The sequence below is a fragment of the Pantoea wallisii genome, assembly GCF_002095485.1.
Taxonomy (GTDB): domain Bacteria; phylum Pseudomonadota; class Gammaproteobacteria; order Enterobacterales; family Enterobacteriaceae; genus Pantoea; species Pantoea wallisii.
In genome coordinates this window covers 1-24,111 of the sequence record NZ_MLFS01000068.1, presented here as the reverse complement: position 1 = coordinate 24,111, position 24,111 = coordinate 1, and the positions used below count along the sequence as shown (strand labels likewise).

The window sequence follows — 24,111 nt, the reverse complement described above, 5'->3', positions numbered from 1 at the left end:
TATACAGCGACCGTTCTTTCACCTTCGTTACCAAAACGCCTCCGGCTGCCGTACTGCTGAAAAAAGCAGCAGGCATCAAGTCTGGTTCTGGTAAGCCGAACAAAGATAAAGTCGGTAAAGTAACTCGTGCTCAGGTACGTGAAATTGCAGAAACCAAAGCTGCGGACATGACTGGTGCTGACGTAGAAGCGATGACTCGCTCTATCGAAGGTACTGCTCGTTCCATGGGCCTGGTAGTGGAGGACTAAGAAATGGCTAAGCTGACCAAGCGCATGCGCGTGATCCGTGACAAAGTTGATGCGACCAAACAGTATGACATCAACGAAGCTGTTGCTCTGCTGAAAGAACTGGCTACCGCTAAATTCGTAGAGAGCGTGGACGTTGCTGTTAACCTCGGCATCGATGCACGTAAATCTGACCAGAACGTACGTGGTGCTACTGTACTGCCACACGGTACTGGCCGTTCAGTACGCGTTGCCGTATTTACCCAGGGTGCAAACGCTGAAGCTGCTAAAGCAGCTGGCGCTGAGCTGGTAGGTATGGAAGATCTGGCTGACCAGATCAAAAAAGGCGAAATGAACTTTGACGTTGTTATCGCATCTCCGGATGCAATGCGCGTTGTTGGCCAGCTGGGCCAGGTTCTGGGCCCACGTGGTCTGATGCCAAACCCGAAAGTGGGTACTGTAACGCCAAACGTTGCTGAAGCAGTTAAGAATGCTAAAGCAGGTCAGGTTCGTTACCGTAACGACAAAAACGGCATCATTCACACTACCATCGGTAAAGTGGATTTTGACGCTGACAAACTGAAAGAAAACCTGGAATCTCTGCTGGTTGCGCTGAAAAAAGCAAAACCTTCACAGGCGAAAGGCGTGTACATCAAGAAAGTTAGCATTTCAACCACCATGGGCGCCGGCGTTGCCGTTGACCAGGCTGGTCTGAACGCATCTGCAAGCTGATTACTGCTTGATACGGGCGAAAAATTCATCTAGAATCTTACGCCCGTTGTTCTGGTTGAATAATCAACTGTGAACCCAAATTCATAGTGACCGGATAATGAAGCCTGAGCGCTTTATTATTCAGTGGCTAAGGTTGGAGCCAGGCCTGATCCTGGCCTCCGTCCAAGACCGCAGGAGCAAACCCTTTCCGGAGGCGCTGCTTAATATCCTGCGTAGACGGTGACAGAACCAAAAAGAAATTTTTTCTTCACTGGATTCTGCTCACCGTGTAACGCGCTTACTGCCTTCGGGTATGTGAGTGAAGTGAGTTCCGGGAAATTTTTCCCGGTCAAATCCAGGAGCAAAGCTAATGGCATTAAATCTTCAAGGCAAACAAGCAATTGTTGCTGAAGTTAACGAAGTAGCCAAAGGCGCGCTTTCAGCGGTTGTTGCGGATTCCCGTGGCGTTACCGTTGATAAAATGACTGAACTGCGTAAAGCAGGTCGTGAAGCTGGCGTTATCATGCGTGTTGTTCGCAACACCCTGCTGACCCGTGCTGTTGAAGGTACCTCTTTTGAGTGCCTGAAAGACACGTTTGTTGGTCCGACCCTGATTGCATACTCTATGGAACACCCGGGCGCTGCTGCTCGTCTGTTCAAAGAGTTCGCGAAAGCGAATGCAAACTTTGAGGTCAAAGCTGCAGCCTTTGAAGGTGAGCTGATCCCGGCGGCACAAATTGACCGTCTGGCAACGCTGCCGACTTACGAAGAAGCACTGGCACGTCTGATGTCGACCATGAAAGAAGCCGCTGCTGGCAAACTGGTCCGCACTCTGGCTGCTGTTCGCGACGCAAAAGAAGCGGCTTAAGGCCAGATTCTTTTCCTTCGTACTTGCTAACGTATAAACTTTTATCGATTCTTAGGAACAATTGTCATGTCTATCACTAAAGATCAAATTCTGGAAGCTGTTGCAGCTATGTCCGTAATGGAAGTAGTTGAGCTGGTTTCTGCTATGGAAGAAAAATTCGGCGTTTCTGCTGCTGCTGCTGTAGCTGTTGCTGCTGGCCCAGCTGAAGCTGTTGAAGAGAAAACTGAATTCGACGTTATCCTGAAAGCTGCTGGCGCGAACAAAGTAGCAGTAATCAAAGCGGTACGTAGCGCAACTGGTCTGGGCCTGAAAGAAGCTAAAGACCTGGTTGAAGCTGCTCCAGCTGCAATCAAAGAAGGCATCAGCAAAGACGACGCAGCTGCACTTGAAGCTGCTCTGAAAGAAGCTGGCGCTGAAGTTGAAGTTAAGTAAGAAAACCTCGGGTTGCAGTCTGAGTAATCAGACTGATGGCTGGTGACTTTTTGGTCACCAGCCTTTTTGCGCTACAGGGGAACGATGGCGTTTCGCACTGTTTGTCCATTGTTCCTCTTCAATATCTTTTTCTATCGACGACTTAATATATCGCTCTCCTGTGAGGGTTCCCTGCCTGCGCAACAGCGATGAAATGATTTAAGAGTGATAGAAAGATGTATTGCATGGGGTGCCGCGCATCGCATGAAAAACAAAATAGTGTTGCATGAACTGTCCCTTCAGGACGGACAGCGTGGGTCGACTTGTCAGCTAGCTGAGGAACCCTATGGTTTACTCCTATACCGAGAAAAAACGTATTCGTAAGGATTTTGGTAAACGTCCACAAGTTTTGGATGTGCCATATCTCCTTTCTATCCAGCTTGACTCGTTCCAGAAGTTTATCGAGCAAGATCCAGAAGGCCAATACGGCCTGGAAGCAGCCTTCCGTTCCGTATTCCCAATCGCGAGCTACAGCGGCAACTCTGAGTTGCAGTATGTTAGCTACCGCCTGGGTGAGCCGGTCTTTGACGTAACCGAATGTCAGATTCGTGGCGTGACGTACTCCGCACCGCTGCGTGTAAAACTGCGTCTGGTGATCTACGAGCGCGAAGCGCCGGAAGGCACTGTCAAGGACATTAAAGAGCAAGAAGTTTACATGGGCGAAATCCCGCTCATGACCGATAACGGTACCTTTGTCATCAACGGTACTGAGCGTGTTATCGTTTCTCAGCTGCATCGTAGTCCTGGCGTATTCTTTGACAGCGATAAGGGTAAAACGCACTCTTCCGGTAAAGTGCTGTATAACGCACGTATCATCCTTACCGCGGTTCATGGCTCGACTTCGAGTTTGACCCGAAAGACAACCTGTTCGTCCGTATTGACCGTCGTCGTAAGCTGCCGGCCAGTATCATCCTGCGCGCGCTGAACTACACCTCTGAGCAGATTCTTGATCTGTTCTTTGAAAAAGTGGTGTTCGAGATTCGCGACAACAAGCTGCAGATGGAACTGGTGCCTGAACGCCTGCGTGGTGAAACCGCCTCCTTCGATATCGAAGCCAACGGCACGGTCTACGTAGAGAAAGGTCGTCGCATCACTGCGCGCCATATTCGTCAGCTGGAAAAAGACGATATTCAGCATATCGAAGTGCCGGTTGAGTACATTGCGGGCAAAGTGGTCGCGAAAGATTACATCGACCTGAACACCGGTGAGCTGATTGTTCCTGCGAACATGGAGCTGTCGCTGGATCTGCTGGCTAAACTGAGCCAGTCTGGTCACAAACGCATTGAAACCCTGTTCACCAACGACCTGGATCACGGCCCGTACATCTCCGAGACCCTGCGTGTTGACCCAACCAACGATCGCCTGAGCGCGCTGGTTGAGATCTACCGCATGATGCGTCCTGGCGAGCCACCAACGCGTGAAGCAGCGGAAAACCTGTTCGAGAACCTGTTCTTCTCTGAAGATCGTTACGATCTCTCTGCGGTTGGCCGCATGAAGTTCAACCGTTCTCTGCTGCGTGATGAGATCGAAGGTTCAGGTATCCTGAGCAAAGACGACATCATCGAAGTCATGAAGAAACTGATCGGTATCCGTAACGGTATCGGTGAAGTGGATGACATCGACCACCTCGGCAACCGTCGTATCCGTTCTGTCGGTGAGATGGCTGAGAACCAGTTCCGTGTTGGCCTGGTACGTGTTGAGCGTGCAGTGAAAGAGCGTCTGTCTCTGGGCGACCTGGACACGCTGATGCCACAGGACATGATCAACGCTAAGCCAATCTCGGCGGCGGTGAAAGAGTTCTTTGGCTCCAGCCAGCTGTCTCAGTTTATGGACCAGAACAACCCGCTGTCTGAGATTACGCACAAACGTCGTATCTCTGCACTGGGCCCGGGCGGTCTGACCCGTGAACGTGCTGGCTTCGAAGTGCGTGACGTACACCCGACTCACTACGGTCGCGTATGTCCAATCGAAACGCCGGAAGGTCCGAACATCGGTCTGATCAACTCACTCTCTGTTTACGCGCAGACCAACGAATATGGCTTCCTTGAGACGCCATACCGTCGCGTAGTAGATGGCAAAGTGAGTGATGAAATTCATTACCTCTCTGCAATCGAAGAGGGTAACTACGTTATCGCTCAGGCGAACACCAACCTGGCAGACGACGGTAGCTTTGTTGACGATCTCGTTACCTGCCGTAGTAAAGGTGAATCAAGCCTGTTCAGCCGCGATCAGGTTGACTACATGGACGTCTCCACCCAGCAGGTGGTTTCTGTCGGTGCGTCACTGATCCCGTTCCTGGAACACGATGATGCTAACCGTGCCCTGATGGGTGCGAACATGCAACGTCAGGCGGTTCCAACCCTGCGCGCTGATAAGCCGCTGGTTGGTACCGGTATGGAACGTGCCGTCGCGGTTGACTCCGGTGTAACTGCCGTCGCGAAACGTGGTGGTACCGTGCAGTACGTGGATGCATCTCGTATCGTTATCAAAGTTAACGAAGATGAAATGTACCCGGGCGAAGCCGGTATCGACATCTACAACCTGACCAAGTACACCCGCTCTAACCAGAACACCTGTATCAACCAGATGCCGTGTGTCTCGCTGGGTGAGCCAATCGAGCGTGGTGATGTGCTGGCAGATGGCCCGTCTACCGACCTCGGTGAACTGGCGCTGGGTCAGAACATGCGCGTGGCATTCATGCCATGGAACGGTTACAACTTCGAAGACTCCATCCTCGTCTCTGAGCGTGTGGTTCAGGAAGACCGTTTCACCACTATCCATATTCAGGAACTGGCTTGCGTGTCACGCGACACCAAACTGGGGCCGGAAGAGATCACCGCTGATATCCCGAACGTGGGTGAAGCTGCGCTCTCCAAACTGGATGAATCCGGTATCGTCTATATCGGTGCGGAAGTGACCGGTGGCGACATTCTGGTAGGTAAGGTAACGCCGAAAGGTGAAACCCAGCTGACGCCAGAAGAGAAGCTGCTACGTGCGATCTTCGGTGAAAAAGCCTCTGACGTGAAAGACTCGTCACTGCGCGTACCGAATGGCGTATCCGGCACCGTAATCGACGTGCAGGTCTTTACCCGCGATGGTGTGGAAAAAGACAAGCGCGCGCTGGAAATCGAAGAGATGCAGCTGAAGCAGGCCAAAAAAGACCTGTCTGAAGAGCTGCAGATCCTTGAAGCGGGCTTGTTCAGCCGTATCCAGGCGGTACTGATCTCGGGTGGCGTTGAAGCTGAGAAGCTGGACAAACTGCCACGCGAGCGCTGGCTGGAGCTGGGCCTGACTGACGAAGAAAAGCAGAACGCTCTCGAGCAGCTGGCTGAGCAGTATGACGAGCTGAAGCACGAGTTTGAGAAGAAACTCGAAGCTAAGCGTCGCAAGATCACCCAGGGCGACGATCTGGCACCAGGCGTGCTGAAAATCGTTAAGGTGTATCTGGCGGTTAAACGTCAAATCCAGCCGGGCGACAAGATGGCAGGTCGTCACGGTAACAAGGGTGTTATCTCTAAGATCAACCCGATCGAAGACATGCCTTACGATGAGAACGGTACGCCGGTCGATATCGTACTGAATCCGTTGGGCGTACCGTCACGTATGAACATCGGTCAGATTCTGGAAACCCACCTGGGTATGGCGGCGAAAGGCATTGGTGAGAAGATCAATGCGATGCTGAAGAAGCAGGAAGAGGTCGCCAAACTGCGTGAGTTCATCCAGCGTGCTTATGACCTGGGTACAGATGTGCGTCAGAAAGTTGACCTGAACACCTTCTCAGACGATGAAGTGCTGCGTCTGGCAGAGAACCTGAAAAAAGGTATGCCAATCGCAACGCCAGTGTTTGATGGTGCGAAAGAGAGCGAGATCAAAGAGCTGCTGCAGCTCGGCGGTCTGCCTTCTTCCGGTCAGATCACCCTGTTCGACGGCCGTACCGGTGAGCAGTTCGAGCGTCAGGTAACTGTAGGTTACATGTACATGCTGAAACTGAACCACCTGGTCGACGACAAGATGCACGCCCGTTCTACCGGCTCTTACAGCCTCGTGACTCAGCAGCCGCTGGGTGGTAAGGCGCAGTTCGGTGGTCAGCGCTTCGGTGAGATGGAAGTGTGGGCACTGGAAGCATACGGTGCTGCGTATACCCTGCAGGAGATGCTGACCGTTAAGTCTGATGACGTGAATGGTCGTACGAAGATGTATAAAAACATCGTCGACGGCAACCATCAGATGGAACCGGGCATGCCGGAATCCTTCAACGTACTGTTGAAAGAGATCCGCTCGCTGGGTATCAACATCGAGCTGGAAGACGAGTAAGCACTCGCAAGTACTGGTTATGGGACGCGCAGCCTGGCTGTGCGTCCCTGAGAGTTCCACTCCGACGGGAGCTAATCCGTGAAAGACTTACTTAAGTTTCTGAAAGCGCAAACTAAAACCGAAGAGTTTGATGCGATCAAAATTGCTCTGGCCTCGCCAGACATGATCCGTTCCTGGTCTTTTGGTGAAGTTAAAAAGCCGGAAACCATCAACTACCGTACCTTCAAGCCGGAGCGTGACGGTCTTTTCTGCGCCCGTATTTTCGGACCGGTAAAAGATTACGAATGCCTGTGCGGTAAGTACAAGCGTCTGAAGCATCGTGGCGTGATCTGCGAGAAGTGTGGCGTTGAAGTTACACAGACCAAAGTACGTCGTGAGCGTATGGGCCATATCGAGCTGGCATCGCCAACTGCGCATATCTGGTTCCTGAAATCACTGCCATCGCGTATCGGCCTGCTGCTGGATATGCCGCTGCGTGATATCGAGCGCGTGCTGTACTTCGAATCTTATGTGGTTGTCGAAGGCGGCATGACCAACCTGGAAAAGCGTCAGATTCTGACCGAAGAGCAGTACCTTGATGCGCTGGAAGAGTTCGGTGACGAATTCGACGCGAAGATGGGTGCAGAAGCTATCCAGGCGCTGCTGAAAAACATGGATCTGGAGCAAGAGTGCGAGCAGCTGCGTGAAGAGCTGAACGAAACCAACTCCGAGACCAAACGTAAAAAGCTGACCAAGCGTATCAAGCTGCTGGAAGCGTTCGTGCAGTCTGGCAACAAGCCAGAGTGGATGATCCTGACGGTTCTGCCGGTTCTGCCGCCAGATCTGCGTCCGCTGGTACCGCTGGACGGTGGTCGTTTCGCTACGTCGGATCTGAACGATCTGTATCGCCGCGTGATCAACCGTAACAACCGTCTGAAACGTCTGCTGGATCTGGCTGCGCCAGATATCATCGTACGTAACGAAAAACGTATGCTGCAGGAAGCGGTAGATGCCCTGCTGGATAACGGCCGTCGCGGTCGTGCCATCACCGGCTCTAACAAACGTCCTCTGAAATCTTTGGCCGATATGATCAAAGGTAAGCAGGGTCGTTTCCGTCAGAACCTGCTGGGTAAACGTGTTGACTACTCTGGTCGTTCGGTTATCACCGTAGGTCCATACCTGCGTCTGCATCAGTGTGGTCTGCCGAAGAAAATGGCACTGGAGCTGTTCAAACCGTTCATCTACGGCAAGCTGGAACTGCGTGGTCTCGCAACCACCATTAAAGCGGCCAAGAAAATGGTTGAGCGCGAAGAAGCGGTTGTCTGGGATATCCTGGACGAAGTGATCCGCGAACACCCGGTCCTGCTGAACCGTGCACCTACTCTGCACCGTCTGGGTATCCAGGCGTTTGAACCGGTTCTGATCGAAGGTAAAGCGATCCAGCTGCACCCGCTGGTTTGTGCGGCGTATAACGCCGACTTCGATGGTGACCAGATGGCTGTTCACGTACCGCTGACGCTGGAAGCCCAGCTGGAAGCGCGTGCGCTGATGATGTCTACCAACAACATTCTGTCACCTGCGAACGGCGAGCCAATCATCGTTCCTTCACAGGACGTTGTTCTGGGTCTGTACTACATGACCCGTGACAAAGTGAACGCCAAAGGCGAAGGCATGGTGCTGACCGGCCCGAAAGAAGCTGAGCGTGTCTACCGCGCCGGCCAGGCCGAGCTGCATGCGCGCGTTAAAGTGCGTATCACCGAGTACAGCAAAAATGAGCAGGAAGAGCTCGTTGCGAAAACCAGCATTATCGACACCACCATTGGTCGTGCGATTCTGTGGATGATCGTACCGAAAGGCCTGCCTTACTCCATCGTCAACCAGGCGCTGGGTAAGAAAGCGATTTCTAAGATGCTGAACACCTGTTACCGCATCCTGGGTCTGAAGCCGACGGTTATCTTTGCTGACCAGACCATGTATACCGGTTTCGCCTACGCAGCCCGTTCAGGCGCGTCGGTGGGTATCGACGACATGGTGATTCCGGCGAAGAAAGCGGAAATCATCGCGGAAGCGGAAGCGGAAGTTGCTGAGATTCAGGAACAGTTCCAGTCTGGTCTGGTAACGGCGGGTGAGCGTTATAACAAAGTCATCGATATCTGGGCCGCAGCGAACGAACGCGTTTCCAAAGCGATGATGGATAACCTGCAGACCGAAACCGTTATTAACCGTAACGGCGAAGAGGAGCAGCAGGTCTCGTTCAACAGCATCTACATGATGGCCGACTCCGGTGCGCGTGGTTCTGCGGCACAGATTCGTCAGCTGGCAGGTATGCGTGGTCTGATGGCGAAGCCAGATGGCTCCATCATCGAAACGCCAATCACCGCGAACTTCCGTGAAGGTCTGAACGTACTTCAGTACTTCATCTCAACGCACGGTGCGCGTAAAGGTCTGGCGGATACCGCACTGAAAACGGCGAACTCCGGTTACCTGACCCGTCGTCTGGTTGACGTGGCGCAGGATCTGGTTGTCACCGAAGATGACTGTGGCACGTTCGAAGGCATCATGATGACGCCAGTCATCGAAGGTGGCGACGTTAAAGAGCCGCTGCGTGAGCGTGTACTGGGCCGTGTAACGGCAGAAGACGTGCTGAAGCCTGGCACTGCGGACATCCTGATCCCGCGTAACACCCTGATCGATGAGCACTGGTGTGACGTGGTTGAAGAGAACTCCGTGGACGTCATTAAAGTACGTTCCGTGGTGAGCTGTGAAACCGACTTCGGTGTGTGTGCACACTGCTACGGTCGCGATCTGGCACGTGGTCACATCATCAACAAAGGTGAGGCCATCGGCGTTATCGCAGCACAGTCCATCGGTGAGCCGGGTACTCAGCTGACGATGCGTACGTTCCACATCGGTGGTGCGGCATCACGTGCGGCTGCTGAATCCAGCATCCAGGTGAAGAACAAAGGTACCATCAAGCTGACCAACGCCAAGTCAGTAACCAACTCCTCCGGGAAGCTGGTTATCGTTTCGCGTAACGTTGAGCTGAAGATGATCGATGAGTTCGGTCGTACCAAAGAGAGCTATAAAGTGCCTTACGGTGCGGTCATGGCGAAGGGTGATGGCGAGCAGGTTGCCGCGGGCGAAACCGTAGCAAACTGGGATCCACATACCATGCCGGTTATCACCGAAGTGGGCGGTTTCATTCGCTTCACTGACATGATTGACGGTCAGACCATTACCCGTCAGACGGATGACCTGACCGGTCTCTCCTCGCTGGTGGTTCTGGACTCTGCAGAGCGTACTGCGGGTGGTAAAGACCTGCGTCCGGCACTGAAAATCGTTGATGCTAACGGCAATGACGTTCTGATCCCTGGCACCGATATGCCGGCTCAGTACTTCCTGCCAGGTAAAGCGATTGTGCAGCTGGAAGATGGCGTGAAGATCAGCTCGGGTGATACCCTGGCGCGTGTTCCGCAGGAATCTGGCGGTACCAAGGACATCACCGGTGGTCTGCCACGCGTTGCGGATCTGTTCGAAGCGCGTCGTCCGAAAGAGCCAGCAATCCTGGCGGAGATCAGCGGTATTATCTCCTTCGGTAAAGAGACCAAAGGCAAGCGTCGTCTGGTGATTACACCGGTTGATGGTAGCGATCCGTACGAAGAGATGATTCCAAAATGGCGTCAGCTGAACGTATTCGAAGGTGAGCGCGTAGAGCGTGGTGACGTCGTATCTGACGGCCCGGAATCTCCACACGACATCCTGCGTCTGCGTGGCGTGCATGCGGTGACACGTTATATTACTAACGAAGTGCAGGAAGTTTACCGTCTGCAAGGCGTTAAGATTAACGATAAGCACATTGAAGTCATCGTACGTCAGATGCTGCGTAAAGCGACCATCATGAACGCGGGTAGCTCGGAGTTCCTGGAAGGCGAGCAGGCGGAAGTCTCTCGTATCAAGATCTCCAACCGCGATCTGGAGACCAACGGCAAAATCGGCGCAACCTATATGCGCGATCTGCTGGGTATCACCAAAGCGTCTCTGGCAACCGAGTCGTTCATCTCTGCAGCATCATTCCAGGAGACCACACGTGTCCTGACCGAAGCAGCAGTAGCAGGTAAGCGTGATGAACTGCGCGGCCTGAAAGAGAACGTCATCGTGGGTCGTCTGATCCCGGCTGGTACCGGTTATGCGTACCACCAGGATCGTATGCGTCGCCGTCAGGCGGGTGAAGCACCGGTTGCACCGCAGGTTACTGCGGATGAAGCCTCTGCCAGCCTGGCTGAACTGCTGAACGCAGGCTTGGGCGGTAGCGACGACGAGTAATCGTCCGCACTGCTGACCTGTAAAAAACCCTGCCTCGGCAGGGTTTTTTTTCGTCCTGAAAACGTCAGCACTTACGTTTGATATCGTTTCGCGTCAGGCCGATATCGCGCAGCTGTGCATCGCTAAGATGCGACAAAATTTCACGCGTTTCGCGGCGTGCACGCCAGTTTTTCAGGGCGCTTATAGCCGCGCGAAAGACGTCCGGCAGGGTAACGCTAAAAGGTTTCGCTGCCCGGTTTTGATCAAATTCCATCATCCTGTCCTCAGTAAGGTATCTGAGCAACATTGTCCGTTTCCTGCACATTACAATACAGATTCAAAAATCACTTATCTTTAACATACAGATTGATCTTATCGCGATCTGAATGGTAAAAAGAGATCTCATCTGTACTGTTTTCTGCTCAAGCCCCGGCTAAGTGAGGCACACAATAACCCGCTATCAACATCTTGCCTGCTTACTGTCAGACCGCATTGAACAGGGGCTCTACCGCAGCGGCGAGCGACTGCCTTCGGTCCGCACGCTGAGCCTTGAACACGGCGTCAGTATCAGCACTGTGCAACAGGCGTATCATCTGCTGGAGGAGAAGCAGCTGATCGTGCCGCAGCCGCGCTCGGGCTATTTCGTTGCCACGCGTAAAGCAACGCCGCCAGTGCCGGCGCTAACGCGCCCGGTACAGCGTCCGGTAGAGATCACGCAGTGGGAATCGGTGCTGGAACTGCTCAGTAGCCGTGGCTGTGGCGATGTATTGCAGCTGGGCAGCGGGATGCCGGATGTGACTCAGCCCACCCTCAAGCCGCTATGGAAAATCCTCGGGCGCATGGCGCAGAAGCAGGATGTGAGCATGCTTAACTATGACAGCCTGCTTGGGGTAACCGCGCTACGTGAACAGGTGGCCCGGCTGACGATCGACAGCGGGTGTCAGCTGACGGCAGAAGACATTGTGATTACCACTGGCTGCCATGAAGCGCTCTCGGTCTCGATCCGGGCAGTGTGTGAACCCGGTGATATTATTGCAGTGGAGTCGCCCACGTTTCATGGCACCATGCAGACGCTGCGGGGATTCGGTATCCGGGTGATTGAGATCCCGACGGATTCGGTTACCGGCATCAGCTTGAAGCGCTGGAGCTGGCGTTTGAACAGTGGCCGATCAAAGCGGTAGTGGTCGTGCCCAACTGTAATAACCCTCTGGGTTTTATCATGCCGGAAGCGCGCAAGCGGGCCCTGCTGACGCTGGCGCAGCGTTTTGATGCTGCCATCATTGAAGATGATGTATACGGTGAGCTGGCATGGGACTATCCGCGCCCGATAACCATTAAATCGCTGGACATGGATGGCCGCGTGCTGCTGTGCAGTTCGTTCTCTAAAACCCTGGCGCCAGGCTTGCGCGTCGGCTGGGTTGCACCGGGTCGTTATCGCGATCGCGTGCTGCACATGAAATATATCGGCACCGGCTCGACAGCCACCCAGCCGCAGCACGCGGTGGCGGAGTTTATTCGGCTTGGGTACTACCTGCCGCACCTGCGCCGCATGCGGCAGATGTATCAGCGTAACTACGAGACCTTTAGCTGCTGGGTACGCCACTATTTTCCCGGCGGTATTTGCGTCTCGCGCCCACAGGGCAGTTTCCTGATGTGGATTGAGCTGCCGGAGGCCTTTGATGCGGTGCGGCTCAACACTGAACTTCAGGCGTTGAAGCTTCAGGTGGCGCCAGGTTCGCTGTTTTCGGCCTCGGGTAAATACCGCAACTGCCTGCGCCTGAATTATGGCCTGCCAATGAGTGATCAAACCGAGCAGGCCATCGCGCATCTGGGCGCTGCGGTAGAGCGCGCGATGCAGAGTTGCAGTAATGAAAGCCGGCATATCTCCTCCCTGGCAGAGTAAAGTGGAAAGGCAGGGCCGGACAGAGAGTCGGGGAAGCCAGCCCTGGCCCACTGCAAGCGACAGCGGGCAGGCTCACTTTAGCGTGTGCCGGAATCTGTGCCAGTGCTGATATATCAGGCTGAGCGACAGATTCCAGGGGATCGCATGAGGGTGCAGAGTATTACAGAACTTCTGCGGGCTGGATTCCGGATTCAACCATGTCCAGCAGCTGTTTCGTTGCTTCACGCCAGTCTGCCGCCTGCGTGATCGCGCTGACAACGGCAACGCTGCCCACGCCCGTGGCCAGCACTTCCGGCACGCGCGCCAGAGAAATACCGCCAATGGCTACGGTGGAGATATCCTGCAGACGCGCCAGATGGCGTTTAAGTTCAGTGGTGCCCTGTGGAGCCGAGGGCATCTCTTTGGTCTGTGTCGGGAAGATATGGCCCAGTGCGATGTAGGAGGGACGCAGCGCCAGTGCGCGATCCAACTCTGCATCATCGTGCGTCGATAGCCCCAGCCGCAAACCGGCCTGGCGAATCGCCTCCAGATCGGCCACGTCTAAATCCTCCTGACCAAGATGCACCCCATAAGCGTGATACTTAATCGCTAAGCGCCAGTAATCATTAATGAACAGGCGGGCGCGGTACCGCTTGCCGAGGGCAATGGCATCACGTACCGCCTCTTCAACTTCATGATCCTGACAATCCTTGATACGCAGCTGAATAGTGCGCACGCCGGCATCCAGCAGGCGTTCAATCCACTCCACGCTATCCACAACCGGATACAGTCCCAGCTTCGCGGCGGTGGCAGGAAAGGCGTTGGTCATATTTTTTCCTCTTTCAGGGTGTCGGCGGCATGGTAGAGCTCGCCGCCACGGCTACGGAAGGCGTCCGACATTTGCGCCATGCCCAACTCGATCGGCTGCGCTTCAGCCTGCTGGCGGGCAGCAAATTCACGCACCTCCTGGGTAATTTTCATCGAGCAGAATTTTGGGCCGCACATAGAGCAGAAGTGAGCGACTTTGCCGGACTCCTGCGGCAGCGTCTCATCGTGATAAGCGCGCGCGGTGTGCGGATCAAGCGCCAGGTTGAACTGATCCTCCCAACGGAATTCAAAGCGCGCTTTCGACATCGCGTTATCGCGGATCTGCGCACCGGGATGCCCTTTCGCCAGATCCGCAGCGTGGGCGGCGATCTTGTAAGTGATCAATCCTTGCTTCACATCCTCTTTGTTGGGCAGGCCGAGGTGCTCTTTTGGCGTGACGTAGCACAGCATGGCGCAGCCAAACCAGCCGATCATCGCGGCGCCAATCCCGGAGGTGAAGTGATCGTAGCCGGGGGCGATATCGGTGGTGAGCGGGCCAAGCGTGTAGAAGGGCGCTTCGTGGCAGTGCTCCAGCTGTTCCGTCATGTTGCGGCGGATCATCTGCATCGGCACATGGCCGGGGCCTTCAATCATCACCTGCACGTCATACTCCCAGGCAATTTGCGTCAGCTCACCGAGCGTACGCAGTTCAGCAAACTGCGCCTCGTCGTTGGCATCCTGAATGGAGCCCGGGCGCAGACCGTCGCCCAGCGAGAGCGCCACATCGTAGGCGGCGCAGATTTCGCAAATCTCGCGGAAGTGCTGATACAGGAAACTCTCCTGATGGTGCGACAGGCACCATTTCGCCATGATGGAGCCACCGCGTGACACAATACCGGTCAGGCGTTTTGCCGTCATTGGCACGTAGCGCAGCAGCACGCCAGCGTGGATAGTAAAGTAGTCAACGCCTTGCTCGGCCTGCTCCAGCAGCGTATCGCGGAAGATCGCCCAGTTGAGATCTTCGGCAACACCGTTCACCTTCTCCAGCGCCTGATAGATCGGTACAGTACCAATGGGCACCGGACTGTTACGCAAAATCCACTCGCGCGTTTCATGGATATAGCGGCCGGTGGAGAGATCCATCACGGTATCGGCGCCCCAGCGCGTCGACCACACCAGCTTCTCTACCTCCTCCTCAATGGAGGAGCTTACTGCGGAGTTACCGATATTGGCGTTAACCTTCACCAGAAAGTTACGGCCAATGATCATCGGCTCCGATTCAGGATGGTTGATGTTGGACGGGATGATGGCGCGGCCGCTGGCCACTTCCTGACGCACGAACTCCGCAGTAATGTTTTCCGGCAGATGCGCGCCAAAACTGTGGCCCGGATGCTGCTGTAACAGCACTTCGCTGCGAATACGTTCGCGCCCCATATTCTCGCGGATAGCGATGAACTCCATCTCCGGTGTGATAATGCCCTGACGCGCGTAATGGAGCTGCGTGACACAGCGGCCGGCTTTGGCGCGGCGCGGCTGTGGCAGGTGCTCAAAACGCAGGTGATCCAGGCCATCGTCGGCAAGACGCTGTTGGGTGTAAGAGGAGCTGACCTGCGCAACGGTTTCGCTGTCGCCACGCTCATCAATCCATGCGGCACGCAATTTTTCCAGTCCCCGGTGCACATCGATGGTCGCAGCCGGATCGCCATACGCGCCGGCGGTGTCATAGACCGGCACCGGTTCATTAGCTTCGTACTGCGGGTTCTCTTTGCTGCCGCCCGTGTGAGTCGGGCTGAGCTGAATTTCGCGCATTGGAACGCGAATATCCGGGCGATTGCCGGTGATCCAGATGCGTTGCGAGTTGGGGAAAGCGGTTCCCTGCAGTGAATCGATAAATTCCTGCGCCTGGGCGCGCTGTTCACGACGGGAAGTTTTAGTAACAGACATAGCAAGTTTCCTGAAATCAGTGGGAAGTTGCTTGTCCGGAGTCCGGAAGGAGTAACAGTTACGGTACCGGGCAAACCTGCACCGTGCTGATGATATCTACTCTTGTTCCCTTCGCAGGTACTAACCTGATCAGGTTCCGCGGATCCCGAATTAACGGTCTCAGCCCGTGAGGGCACTCCGACAAGGGTTGGGTTTCACGATACATCGGTCACTGCGCGCTGTCCGAACACCAACTGACCACACGCTACGCTTATATCGCAAAACCGGGCTCTTCGCATTTGAAGAGGCATTAAAAAAGCCCACTCAGCATAAGAGGGCTTTTCGGGAATAACAAGTTTTTTACAACTGCGTGAGATTATGCCGGGCGGGCAATGGCGCTATCGTTAGCAACCGGTGGGCGCGCCAGTTTATTATCCCAGGCGAGCTGAATCAGCTTGTCCTCAAGGGTGAAACGCGACTCCAGCGCTTCGCCGACTTCAGACAGGGCCTGCTGAAAATCAACGCAGTTTTCATCATTGATGGCCTGCTGCAGATGGCTGTCATACAGCTGCATGATGCGGTCAGTGTTGCTCTCCAGCGACGGATAGATTTGTGCCGCAGCAATCAGCGGGCTGTCACCTTCCATTTCGCTGATAATGCGCTCATAGACGCTGAAATGACCGGTGGAGAGATAATCCACCAGGTTGTGACAAAACGCATCCAGCGCCTGCTCATCCAGCGCCGTCAGCGCCTCTTTGTTCGGCTTCATGCCGATTAACTCGTAGTAAGTGACGAGCAACTGCCGTCTGGCGCGCAACCACGAATCGACTAATTCATTACCGCCACCAACACGCTCGGTCAGGGTGTCTAACTGGGTAAGCATACGGGGCTCCTGGTGAGTTATAGTTGTTCATTACACCCTTAATATCAGGATTTCAGCGTGTCATTTGACGCTAAGGACAACGATTAAGATGCAACGTGAGATCTCAAGCGTAGACGCTGGCTGGTGGATTGTCAGCTCTGAACAGAAACTTTGGTTACCGCAGGGGACGTTGCCGCATGGCTTATCCGGCGATTTTGGCCTGGCGGGCAGCAGTGGCATCCTGATCGGTGAGTGGCAGGGCGAAAATGTCTGGCTGGTGCGTGAATCGCGTCCGAACCATATGGGCTCGGTGCGCCAGTTGATCGATGAAGATGTTGGGCTGTTTCAGCTTGCCGGACGTGGCGTACAGCTGGCGGAATTCTATCGCGCGCATCGCTGGTGTGGCTACTGCGGTCACGAAATGCACCTCAGCAAGCGCGAGTTCGCCTGTCTGTGTAACCACTGCCGTGAACGTTACTATCCGCAGATTGCGCCGTGCATCATTGTCGCGATCCGTCGTGGCGATGAGATCCTGCTGGCGAATCATGCCCGTCACCGTAACAGCATTTACACCGTACTGGCCGGATTTGTCGAAGTGGGCGAAACCCTGGAGCAGGCGGTCGCGCGGGAGGTGATGGAGGAGAGCAACGTACGGGTGAAAAACGTGCGTTACGTAACGTCGCAGCCGTGGCCGTTCCCCCATTCGCTGATGATGGCGTTTATGGCGGAGTATGACGGTGGTGAGTTGCAGCATGACGGTAAAGAGCTGCTGGATGCCGGCTGGTATCGTTATGATGATCTGCCTCTGCTGCCGCCACCCGGCACGGTAGCGCGTCGGCTGATTGAAGATACGGTAGCGCTGTGTCGCGCCAGCGCGGCGTGAAAAATGTTACACTGCCGCCCTTAGCCTGTTGAGAGCCCATTATGAGTGAACTGAAGAACGATCGTTATCTGCGCGCCCTGTTGCGCCAGCCGGTAGATGTCACCCCCGTGTGGATGATGCGACAAGCCGGGCGTTATTTGCCGGAGTACAAAGCCACGCGCGCTGAGGCCGGTGATTTTATGTCGCTGTGTAAGAATGCTGAGCTGGCGTGTGAAGTCACCCTGCAACCGCTGCGCCGCTATGCGCTGGACGCCGCGATCCTCTTCAGCGATATCCTGACGATTCCGGATGCGATGGGCCTTGGGCTCTACTTTGAAACCGGAGAAGGCCCGCGTTTCTCTAACCCCATCACCTGCCGCGCGGATGTCGACAAGCTGCCGGTGCCCGATCCGGAGCAGGAGCTGGGTTATGTGATGAATGCGGTACGCACCATTCGTCATAACCTGAAGGGCGAAGTGCCGTTGATCGGCTTCTCCGGCAGTCCCTGGACGCTGGCGACCTATATGATTGAAGGTGGCAGTAGCAAAGCCTTCACCAAAATCAAAAAGATGATGTACGCAGAGCCGCAGACGCTGCATGCGCTGCTGGATAAGCTGGCCGATAGCGTCATTCTCTACCTCAACGCACAGATTAAAGCGGGTGCGCAGTCGGTAATGGTATTTGATACCTGGGGCGGCGTGCTGACCGGCCGTGATTACCGCGAATTCTCGCTGTACTACATGCATAAAATCGTTGATAGCGTGCTGCATGAGAACGAAGGCCGTCGCGTGCCGATTACGCTGTTCACCAAAGGCGGTGGTCAGTGGCTGGAAGAGATCGCTGCAACCGGCTGTGATGCGCTGGGCCTGGACTGGACCACGGATATCGCGGATGCGCGTCGCCGCGTGGGTGACAAAGTGGCGCTGCAAGGCAACATGGACCCGTCTATGCTGTATGCACCGCCTGCGCGTATTGAGCAGGAAGTCGCTGGTATTCTGCAAGGTTTTGGCGCAGGCGAAGGGCACGTATTTAACCTCGGACATGGTATCCATCAGGATGTACCGCCAGAGCATGCGGGCGTGTTTGTCGAGGCCGTGCATCGTTTGTCACGCCAATATCATCAGGGATAAGTATGGATTTAGCCGCACTACGTCAGGAACAGTTACAACGCGCCGCCAGTGTAGTGCGGCAGGATGATTTCGATGTGCTGCCGCCGCGCTTTATCGGCGGCGCAGATGTCGGCTTTGAACAGGGCGGTGAAGTCACGCGCGCTGCGCTGGTGATCCTTGAATACCCTTCGTTAAGGCTGGTGGAACACCGCATTGCGCGTATTCCTACCATCATGCCCTATATTCCCGGTTTTCTCTCGTTTCGTGAAATGCCTGCGCTACAGGCAGCCTGGCAGCAGCTTTCGCAGCAGCCGGATTTGCTGTTTGTTGACGGGCACGGCATCTCCCATCCGCGCCGTCTCGGCGTAGCGGCGCATTTTGGCTCGACGGTGGATGTGCCCACGATTGGCGTGGCGAAGAAGCGCCTCTGCGGACGTTTTGCCGAGCTGGACGCTGCGCCTGGCAGCCGTCAGCCGTTGATCGACAAAGGTGAGCAAATTGGCTGGGTGTGGCGCAGCAAAGCGCGTTGTAACCCACTGTTTGTCTCTACCGGGCACCGCGTCAGCATGGACAGTGCGCTGCAGTGGGTGGAAGCCTGCATGGGCGGCTATCGCTTACCCGAACCTACGCGCTGGGCGGATGCCGTCGCTTCTGGCCGTCCCGCTTTTGTGAAGTGGCAAAATGCGCGCTAACGCTGTTTGTATGCGGCTTTTGCGGTACACTGCCGCCAGCTAATCTACCGAGAGTAAGTTTGATGTTACAGAACCCCGTCCATTTGCGTCTGGCGAAGCTGGAAAGCTGGCAGCACATGACTTTTATGGCCTGTTTGTGTGAGCGGATGTACCCGAACTACTGGGCCTTCTGCCAGCAGACTGCGTTTGCCGATCCACAGCTCTATCGCCGCATTCTTGACCTGGTGTGGGAGAGTCTGACGGTGAAGGATGCCAAAATCAATTTCGACAGCCAGCTGGAGAAACTGGAAGCAGCGATCCCCAACGGCGATGATTTTGATATCTACGGCGTGCATCCGGCTATCGACGCCTGCGTGGCGCTGAGCGAAGTCGTACATGCGCAGCTCAGCGGTGAAACCCTTGAGCACGCCATCGAAGTCAGTCGTACCTCCATTACGACGGTGGCTATCCTGGAGATGACGCAGGCCGGTCGCGAAATGAGCGATGAAGAGCTGCGTGAAAATCAGGCCGTGATTGACGAGTGGGACCAGCAGTGGGAGATTTTTCGCCTGCTGGCAGACTGCGAGGAGCGGGACCTGGAGCTGATCAAAGGGCTACGTTCTGACCTGCGCGAAGACGGAATCAGTAACATCGGTATAGTTTTTCAGCAATAAGGCGAGAAAACGTGACTTCAGGCCCGAATTAGCGCGCCTGGAGGCTTCACATCAGCCCCCTGTCTGGTCTACATTTGGGGGGCTGAAAATTGTGGCTATCGGTGCGTGCAGGCTGAAGAGTGCCAGAATATGGCTTTTCCCTCGCACTCGTTGCTTAGCAAGCGATAAATACACTTTAAGGATAACTTATGAACAAGACTCAACTGATTGATGTGATCGCAGAGAAAGCTGACCTGTCTAAAACTCAGGCTAAAGCTGCGCTGGAATCTACCCTGGCTGCGATCACTGAGTCTCTGAAAGAAGGTGATGCTGTACAACTGGTTGGTTTTGGTACTTTTAAAGTGAACCACCGCGCTGAGCGTACCGGTCGTAACCCGCAGACTGGCAAAGAGATCAAAATCGCTGCTGCTAACGTGCCAGCGTTCGTCTCCGGTAAAGCACTGAAAGACGCTGTTAAGTAAGTTTTCCGCATTGCGGTTTAGCTTTAAAAGAGGGGCGGTATCGCCCCTTTTTGTTATCGGGGCCCTGCATGCTGAAAATCGTTCCTCAGCGCGTCTGCGCCTTCCTGCTCAGTGCTCTGCTCACCGGCTGTAGTTCCACTCCCGATCTCCCGGCGTTTACCGCCAGCGGCTACCTGGCCGATCGCGGCACCGTGCGCATCTGGCGCAAAAACAGTGACCATCAGGCCGTACATCTGCGCGTTGTCTTTACGCCATTTAATGGCGAAGCCATGGAGACCACCGATTACACCTGGCAAGGTGAAAACCTGCTGAGCGTGGAGCGGCATGTTACAGGCAAGCAGCCAGATGACGTGACGCTGCGTTTTGATCATCAGGCAATCTCAACTTTATGCAGCGGCAGCTGGCAGGGCGACGTGAGGCGGTAAGCGATGACAGCATTGAGCTGTACCGCTTCGATGCGCAGCGTATGCTGGCGCAAAGCAATGCGCTGCTGAGCGGACGTGTATTGCTGCGTCAGGGCCACTGGCTCGGTCAAAATCAGGTGCGTGATTGTGCAGGTGCCCTGCTTAACGTGACCTTTGATCGCGATACGCTTGGCGCACTCGCCCGGCAGCAACAACGTCAGCCGCAGCCGTTAACGATTTCATGGCTGGAAGCGCCAGAGGGCATTCAGTTGCTGCGTGCCACGGCGGACGATGAGTGCCGCTGGCAGCCGAAAGAGAGTGATTTGTAGCGGCGGCCGGATGACCGCCGCTGAAGGTTACAGACGGTTGATCGCGCGGTAGCCGATATCCTGACGGCAGAAGCTGCCATCCCAGGAGATGTGCTGCGCCAGCGCATAGGCATGCTTCTGCGCTGCGGCAATGTCTTCGCCCAGCGCCGTCACGCAGAGTACGCGGCCGCCGCTGGTGACCACCACGTCATCCTGCATCGTGGTGCCGGCGTGGAACACCTTACCGTCCGGAACCTCTTCCAGTGGCAAGCCGTGAATCTGATCGCCGGTGTTATAGCTGCCCGGATACCCGCCAGCCGCCAGCACCACACCCAGCGAGGGACGCGGATCCCAGCGGGAGGTTTGCTGATCCAGCTTGCCATCGACTGCGGCCAGGCAGAGTTCTACCAGATCCGACTGCAGGCGCAGCATGATCGGCTGCGTTTCCGGATCGCCGAAGCGGCAGTTGAATTCGATCACTTTTGGCTGGCCAGCTTTATCGATCATCAGGCCGGCATACAGGAAGCCGGTATAAGTGTTGCCTTCGGCTTTCATACCGTTAACGGTTGGCCAGATAATCTGGTCCATCACGCGCTGGTGGATCTCATCGGTTACAACCGGGGCCGGGGAGTAGGCGCCCATACCGCCAGTGTTGGGGCCGGTATCGCCATTGCCAACGCGCTTATGATCCTGGCTGGTGGCCATCGGCAGTACGTTATCGCCATCGACCATCACGATGAAGCTCGCCTCTTCACCATCCAGAAACTCTTCAATCACGATACGGTGGCCTGCATCATCAAAGGCATTGCCCGCCAGCATATCCTGTACCGCCGCTTCCGCTTCTTCCAGCGTCATTGCGACGATCACGCCTTTACCGGCAGCCAGACCGTCGGCTTTAATCACAATCGGCGCGCCTTTCTCGCGCAGGTAAGCCAGCGCAGGTTCTACGTCGGTGAAGTTCTGATACTCAGCCGTCGGGATCTGCTGACGCGCCAGGAAGTCTTTGGTGAACGCTTTTGAGCCTTCCAGTTGGGCAGCCGCCTGAGTGGGACCAAAGATCTTCAGGCCTGCTGCGCGGAACGCATCTACCACGCCAATCACCAGCGGCGCTTCCGGACCGACAATCGTCAGATCAATCTGCTCTTTCTGAGCAAACGCCAGCAGGGCAGGAATATCTGTCGCGCTGATGGCGACGTTTTGCAGGGCCGGCTCCAGCGCCGTACCGGCATTACCTGGCGCGACAAATACGGTTTCCGCCAGCGGCGACTGTGCTGCTTTCCACGCCAGCGCGTGCTCACGCCCGCCATTACCAATCACTAAAATTTTCATCGTTACGGCTCCAGACTATTAATGGCGGAAATGACGCATGTCGGTGAAGATCATCGCGATACCGTGCTCATCAGCAGCGGCAATCACTTCGTCGTCGCGAATAGAGCCACCGGGCTGAATTACACAGGTAATACCGACGGCCGCTGCGGCATCAATACCGTCGCGGAACGGGAAGAAGGCATCTGATGCCATGGCTGAGCCTGGCACGTCCAGACCTTCATCACCCGCTTTAATGCCAGCAATTTTGGCGGAGTAGACGCGGCTCATCTGGCCCGCGCCAATGCCGATGGTCATGTTGTCACGCGCATAGACGATGGCGTTGGACTTAACGAATTTTGCTACTTTCCAGCAGAACAGCGCATCGCGCAGCTCCTGCTCATTGGGCTGACGCTGAGTGACCACACGCAGCTGGCTGGCGTCGACCATGCCGAGATCGCGATCCTGTACCAGCAGGCCGCCATTCACGCGCTTGAAGTCGAGCCCGGCTACGCGGCTCTGCCACTGGCCGCACACCAGAACGCGCACGTTCTGTTTGGCGGCAGTAACTTTCAGCGCCGCTTCGCTGGCCGCAGGGGCAATGATCACTTCCACAAACTGACGGCTGATGATCGCCTGCGCGGTCGCTTCATCCAGCTCGCGGTTAAAGGCGATGATGCCACCGAAAGCGGAAGTTGGGTCGGTTTTATAGGCGCGCTCATAAGCATCAAGGATTGAACCGCCAACGGCGACACCACAAGGATTGGCATGCTTGACGATAACGCAGGCCGGCTCGGCGAACTCTTTTACGCACTCCAGTGCCGCATCGGTATCGGCAATGTTGTTATAGGAGAGCGCTTTGCCCTGCACCTGCTGTGCGGTCGCGACGGAAGCTTCCGCCACACTCTCTTCTATATAGAAGGCAGCATCCTGATGGCTGTTCTCGCCATAACGCATATCCTGTTTCTTAATGAAGTTCAGGTTCAGGGTGCGCGGGAAGCGACCGGCAGGATCTTTGCTGTCGCTGTGGTAAGCAGGGACCAGGCTACCAAAGTAGTTGGCAATCATGCTGTCATAGGCTGCGGTGTGCTCAAAGGCTTTAATCGCAAGGTCAAAACGCGTTTCCAGCGTCAGTGCGTTTTCGTTGGCATCCAGCTCGGCAACGATGGCGTCGTAGTCGCTGCTCTTCACCACAATCGCCACGTCTTTGTGGTTCTTGGCCGCTGAGCGCACCATCGTCGGGCCGCCAATATCGATATTCTCTACCGCATCTTCCAGCGTGCAGCCAGGTTTCGCTACGGTCTGCGCGAAGGGATAGAGGTTCACTACCACCATGTCAATTGGGTTTATGGCGTGTTCGGCCATGATCGCGTCGTCGGTACCGCGACGGCCCAGAATACCGCCATGCACTTTCGGGTGCAGCGTTTTGACGCGTCCATCCATCATCTCCGGGAAACCGGTATAGTCAGAAACTTCTGTGACGGGCAGGCCCGCGTCTGCCAGCAGACGTGCAGTACCGCCTGTGGAGAGCAGCTCAACACCACGGCTGGAGAGTGCCTGAGCAAATTCGAGGATGCCGGCTTTGTCTGAGACACTAAGCAGAGCGCGGCGTACTGGACGACGTTGTTGCATGGTGGTTTTATCCCTTGGCTTTGTTTCGCGTAAATAAGAGCGTTACATCAGGCTTAACGTTGCGCTTCTATATAGAAGCGCCTGTTTACCTCATGTAACGCCCCAAAAGGGGCATCCGTGACGTCGCGAGGCATTGTAGCGAAAACGTTTGCGTGATGCTCGCCTAAATTTATCTGGCCACAGGATGTGGATAACTTTGTGTGTAACTGCGTATAAAGCGGCCTTTTGCTGTGGAATGCAGCGAACGGTTGTTTTTGTTGAATTTAGCGGTTGCGCGCTGCGAACAACGCCCTATAATGCGCAACCACTGAGACGGAACAGCGGTTAACAAAACGCAGACGA

At 55.3% G+C, this 24,111-nt stretch carries 16 protein-coding genes, 3 pseudogenes and 1 riboswitch; of the genes and pseudogenes, 13 read left to right on the top strand and 6 right to left on the bottom strand.

The window, feature by feature from the left end; all coding sequences use genetic code 11:
* The 6 genes and pseudogenes from HA48_RS19045 to rpoC all read left to right on the top strand — a co-directional run.
* Window positions 1–248, top strand: a 248-nt coding sequence (locus HA48_RS19045) for an uL11 family ribosomal protein (RefSeq protein ID WP_482809946.1), incomplete at its 5' end; no start/stop codon positions are given.
* Between the two features lie 3 nt (window positions 249–251).
* The gene (rplA, locus tag HA48_RS19040) at window positions 252–956 is read left to right on the top strand and encodes a 50S ribosomal protein L1 (RefSeq protein ID WP_128602713.1); all 705 of its coding nucleotides are present in this window, start codon (window positions 252–254) and stop codon (window positions 954–956) included.
* Between the two features lie 349 nt (window positions 957–1,305).
* Entirely contained in the window at window positions 1,306–1,803 is a 498-nt protein-coding gene (gene rplJ, locus HA48_RS19035; protein ID WP_128602712.1) for a 50S ribosomal protein L10, read from the top strand.
* A gap of 66 nt (window positions 1,804–1,869) precedes the next feature.
* The gene (gene rplL, locus HA48_RS19030) at window positions 1,870–2,235 is read left to right on the top strand and encodes a 50S ribosomal protein L7/L12 (RefSeq protein ID WP_128602711.1); all 366 of its coding nucleotides are present in this window, start codon (window positions 1,870–1,872) and stop codon (window positions 2,233–2,235) included.
* Window positions 2,236–2,560: 325 nt separating this feature from the next.
* Window positions 2,561–6,588: pseudogene (gene rpoB, locus HA48_RS19025) on the top strand (DNA-directed RNA polymerase subunit beta).
* Window positions 6,589–6,666: 78 nt separating this feature from the next.
* Window positions 6,667–10,890 (top strand): DNA-directed RNA polymerase subunit beta', encoded by a 4,224-nt coding sequence (gene rpoC / locus HA48_RS19020; protein WP_128602710.1) that lies wholly within the window; start codon window positions 6,667–6,669, stop codon window positions 10,888–10,890.
* A gap of 64 nt (window positions 10,891–10,954) precedes the next feature.
* Here the strand turns inward: rpoC and HA48_RS19015 are convergent, their stop codons facing one another.
* Window positions 10,955–11,143, bottom strand: a complete 189-nt coding sequence (locus HA48_RS19015) for a DUF1127 domain-containing protein (RefSeq protein WP_128602709.1) — start codon at window positions 11,141–11,143, stop codon at window positions 10,955–10,957.
* Window positions 11,144–11,318: 175 nt separating this feature from the next.
* Here HA48_RS19015 and HA48_RS19010 point away from each other — a divergent pair.
* Window positions 11,319–12,772 (top strand): annotated as a pseudogene (locus HA48_RS19010) (aminotransferase-like domain-containing protein).
* Between the two features lie 160 nt (window positions 12,773–12,932).
* Here HA48_RS19010 and thiE read toward each other — a convergent pair.
* From thiE to rsd, 3 genes are all read right to left on the bottom strand, one after another.
* Window positions 12,933–13,580 carry a thiamine phosphate synthase gene (gene thiE, locus HA48_RS19005; protein WP_128602708.1) on the bottom strand — a complete coding sequence of 216 codons (648 nt, stop codon included), beginning with the start codon at window positions 13,578–13,580 and terminating at the stop codon, window positions 12,933–12,935.
* On the bottom strand, window positions 13,577–15,502 hold the full coding sequence (thiC, locus tag HA48_RS19000; protein ID WP_128602707.1) for a phosphomethylpyrimidine synthase ThiC: 1,926 nt from the start codon (window positions 15,500–15,502) through the stop codon (window positions 13,577–13,579). Before thiC ends, thiE begins: the two co-directional genes overlap by 4 nt.
* An 89-nt stretch (window positions 15,503–15,591) precedes the next feature.
* A riboswitch (TPP riboswitch) is annotated at window positions 15,592–15,692 on the bottom strand.
* Between the two features lie 165 nt (window positions 15,693–15,857).
* Window positions 15,858–16,364 carry a sigma D regulator gene (gene rsd / locus HA48_RS18995; protein ID WP_128602706.1) on the bottom strand — a complete coding sequence of 169 codons (507 nt, stop codon included), beginning with the start codon at window positions 16,362–16,364 and terminating at the stop codon, window positions 15,858–15,860.
* Between the two features lie 88 nt (window positions 16,365–16,452).
* Between rsd and nudC the strand changes: the two genes are divergently transcribed.
* The 6 genes and pseudogenes from nudC to HA48_RS18965 all read left to right on the top strand — a co-directional run bounded on the left by nudC (window position 16,453) and on the right by HA48_RS18965 (window position 20,853).
* Window positions 16,453–17,226, top strand: coding sequence for an NAD(+) diphosphatase (gene nudC / locus HA48_RS18990; protein WP_128602705.1), 774 nt, complete (start codon window positions 16,453–16,455; stop codon window positions 17,224–17,226).
* A gap of 41 nt (window positions 17,227–17,267) precedes the next feature.
* Window positions 17,268–18,335, top strand: a complete 1,068-nt coding sequence (hemE, locus tag HA48_RS18985) for a uroporphyrinogen decarboxylase (RefSeq protein ID WP_128602704.1) — start codon at window positions 17,268–17,270, stop codon at window positions 18,333–18,335.
* 2 nt (window positions 18,336–18,337) lie between these two features.
* The gene (gene nfi / locus HA48_RS18980; protein ID WP_128602703.1) at window positions 18,338–19,006 is read left to right on the top strand and encodes a deoxyribonuclease V; all 669 of its coding nucleotides are present in this window, start codon (window positions 18,338–18,340) and stop codon (window positions 19,004–19,006) included.
* Between the two features lie 62 nt (window positions 19,007–19,068).
* Window positions 19,069–19,659, top strand: coding sequence for a YjaG family protein (locus HA48_RS18975; RefSeq protein WP_128602702.1), 591 nt, complete (start codon window positions 19,069–19,071; stop codon window positions 19,657–19,659).
* A 188-nt stretch (window positions 19,660–19,847) separates the two neighbouring features.
* A complete protein-coding gene (gene hupA, locus HA48_RS18970; RefSeq protein ID WP_006121511.1) occupies window positions 19,848–20,120 on the top strand; it encodes a nucleoid-associated protein HU-alpha in 273 nt (90 codons plus the stop codon).
* Window positions 20,121–20,188: 68 nt separating this feature from the next.
* Window positions 20,189–20,853, top strand: a pseudogene (locus HA48_RS18965) (DUF1481 domain-containing protein).
* Between the two features lie 27 nt (window positions 20,854–20,880).
* On the opposite strand, the gene purD reads toward HA48_RS18965, so the two are convergent.
* Complete coding sequence (gene purD, locus HA48_RS18960) at window positions 20,881–22,161, bottom strand: phosphoribosylamine--glycine ligase (RefSeq protein ID WP_128602701.1); 1,281 nt, start codon at window positions 22,159–22,161, stop codon at window positions 20,881–20,883.
* Window positions 22,162–22,179: 18 nt separating this feature from the next.
* Window positions 22,180–23,769, bottom strand: coding sequence for a bifunctional phosphoribosylaminoimidazolecarboxamide formyltransferase/IMP cyclohydrolase (gene purH / locus HA48_RS18955; protein ID WP_128602700.1), 1,590 nt, complete (start codon window positions 23,767–23,769; stop codon window positions 22,180–22,182).
* Between the last annotated feature and the right edge of the window lie 342 nt (window positions 23,770–24,111).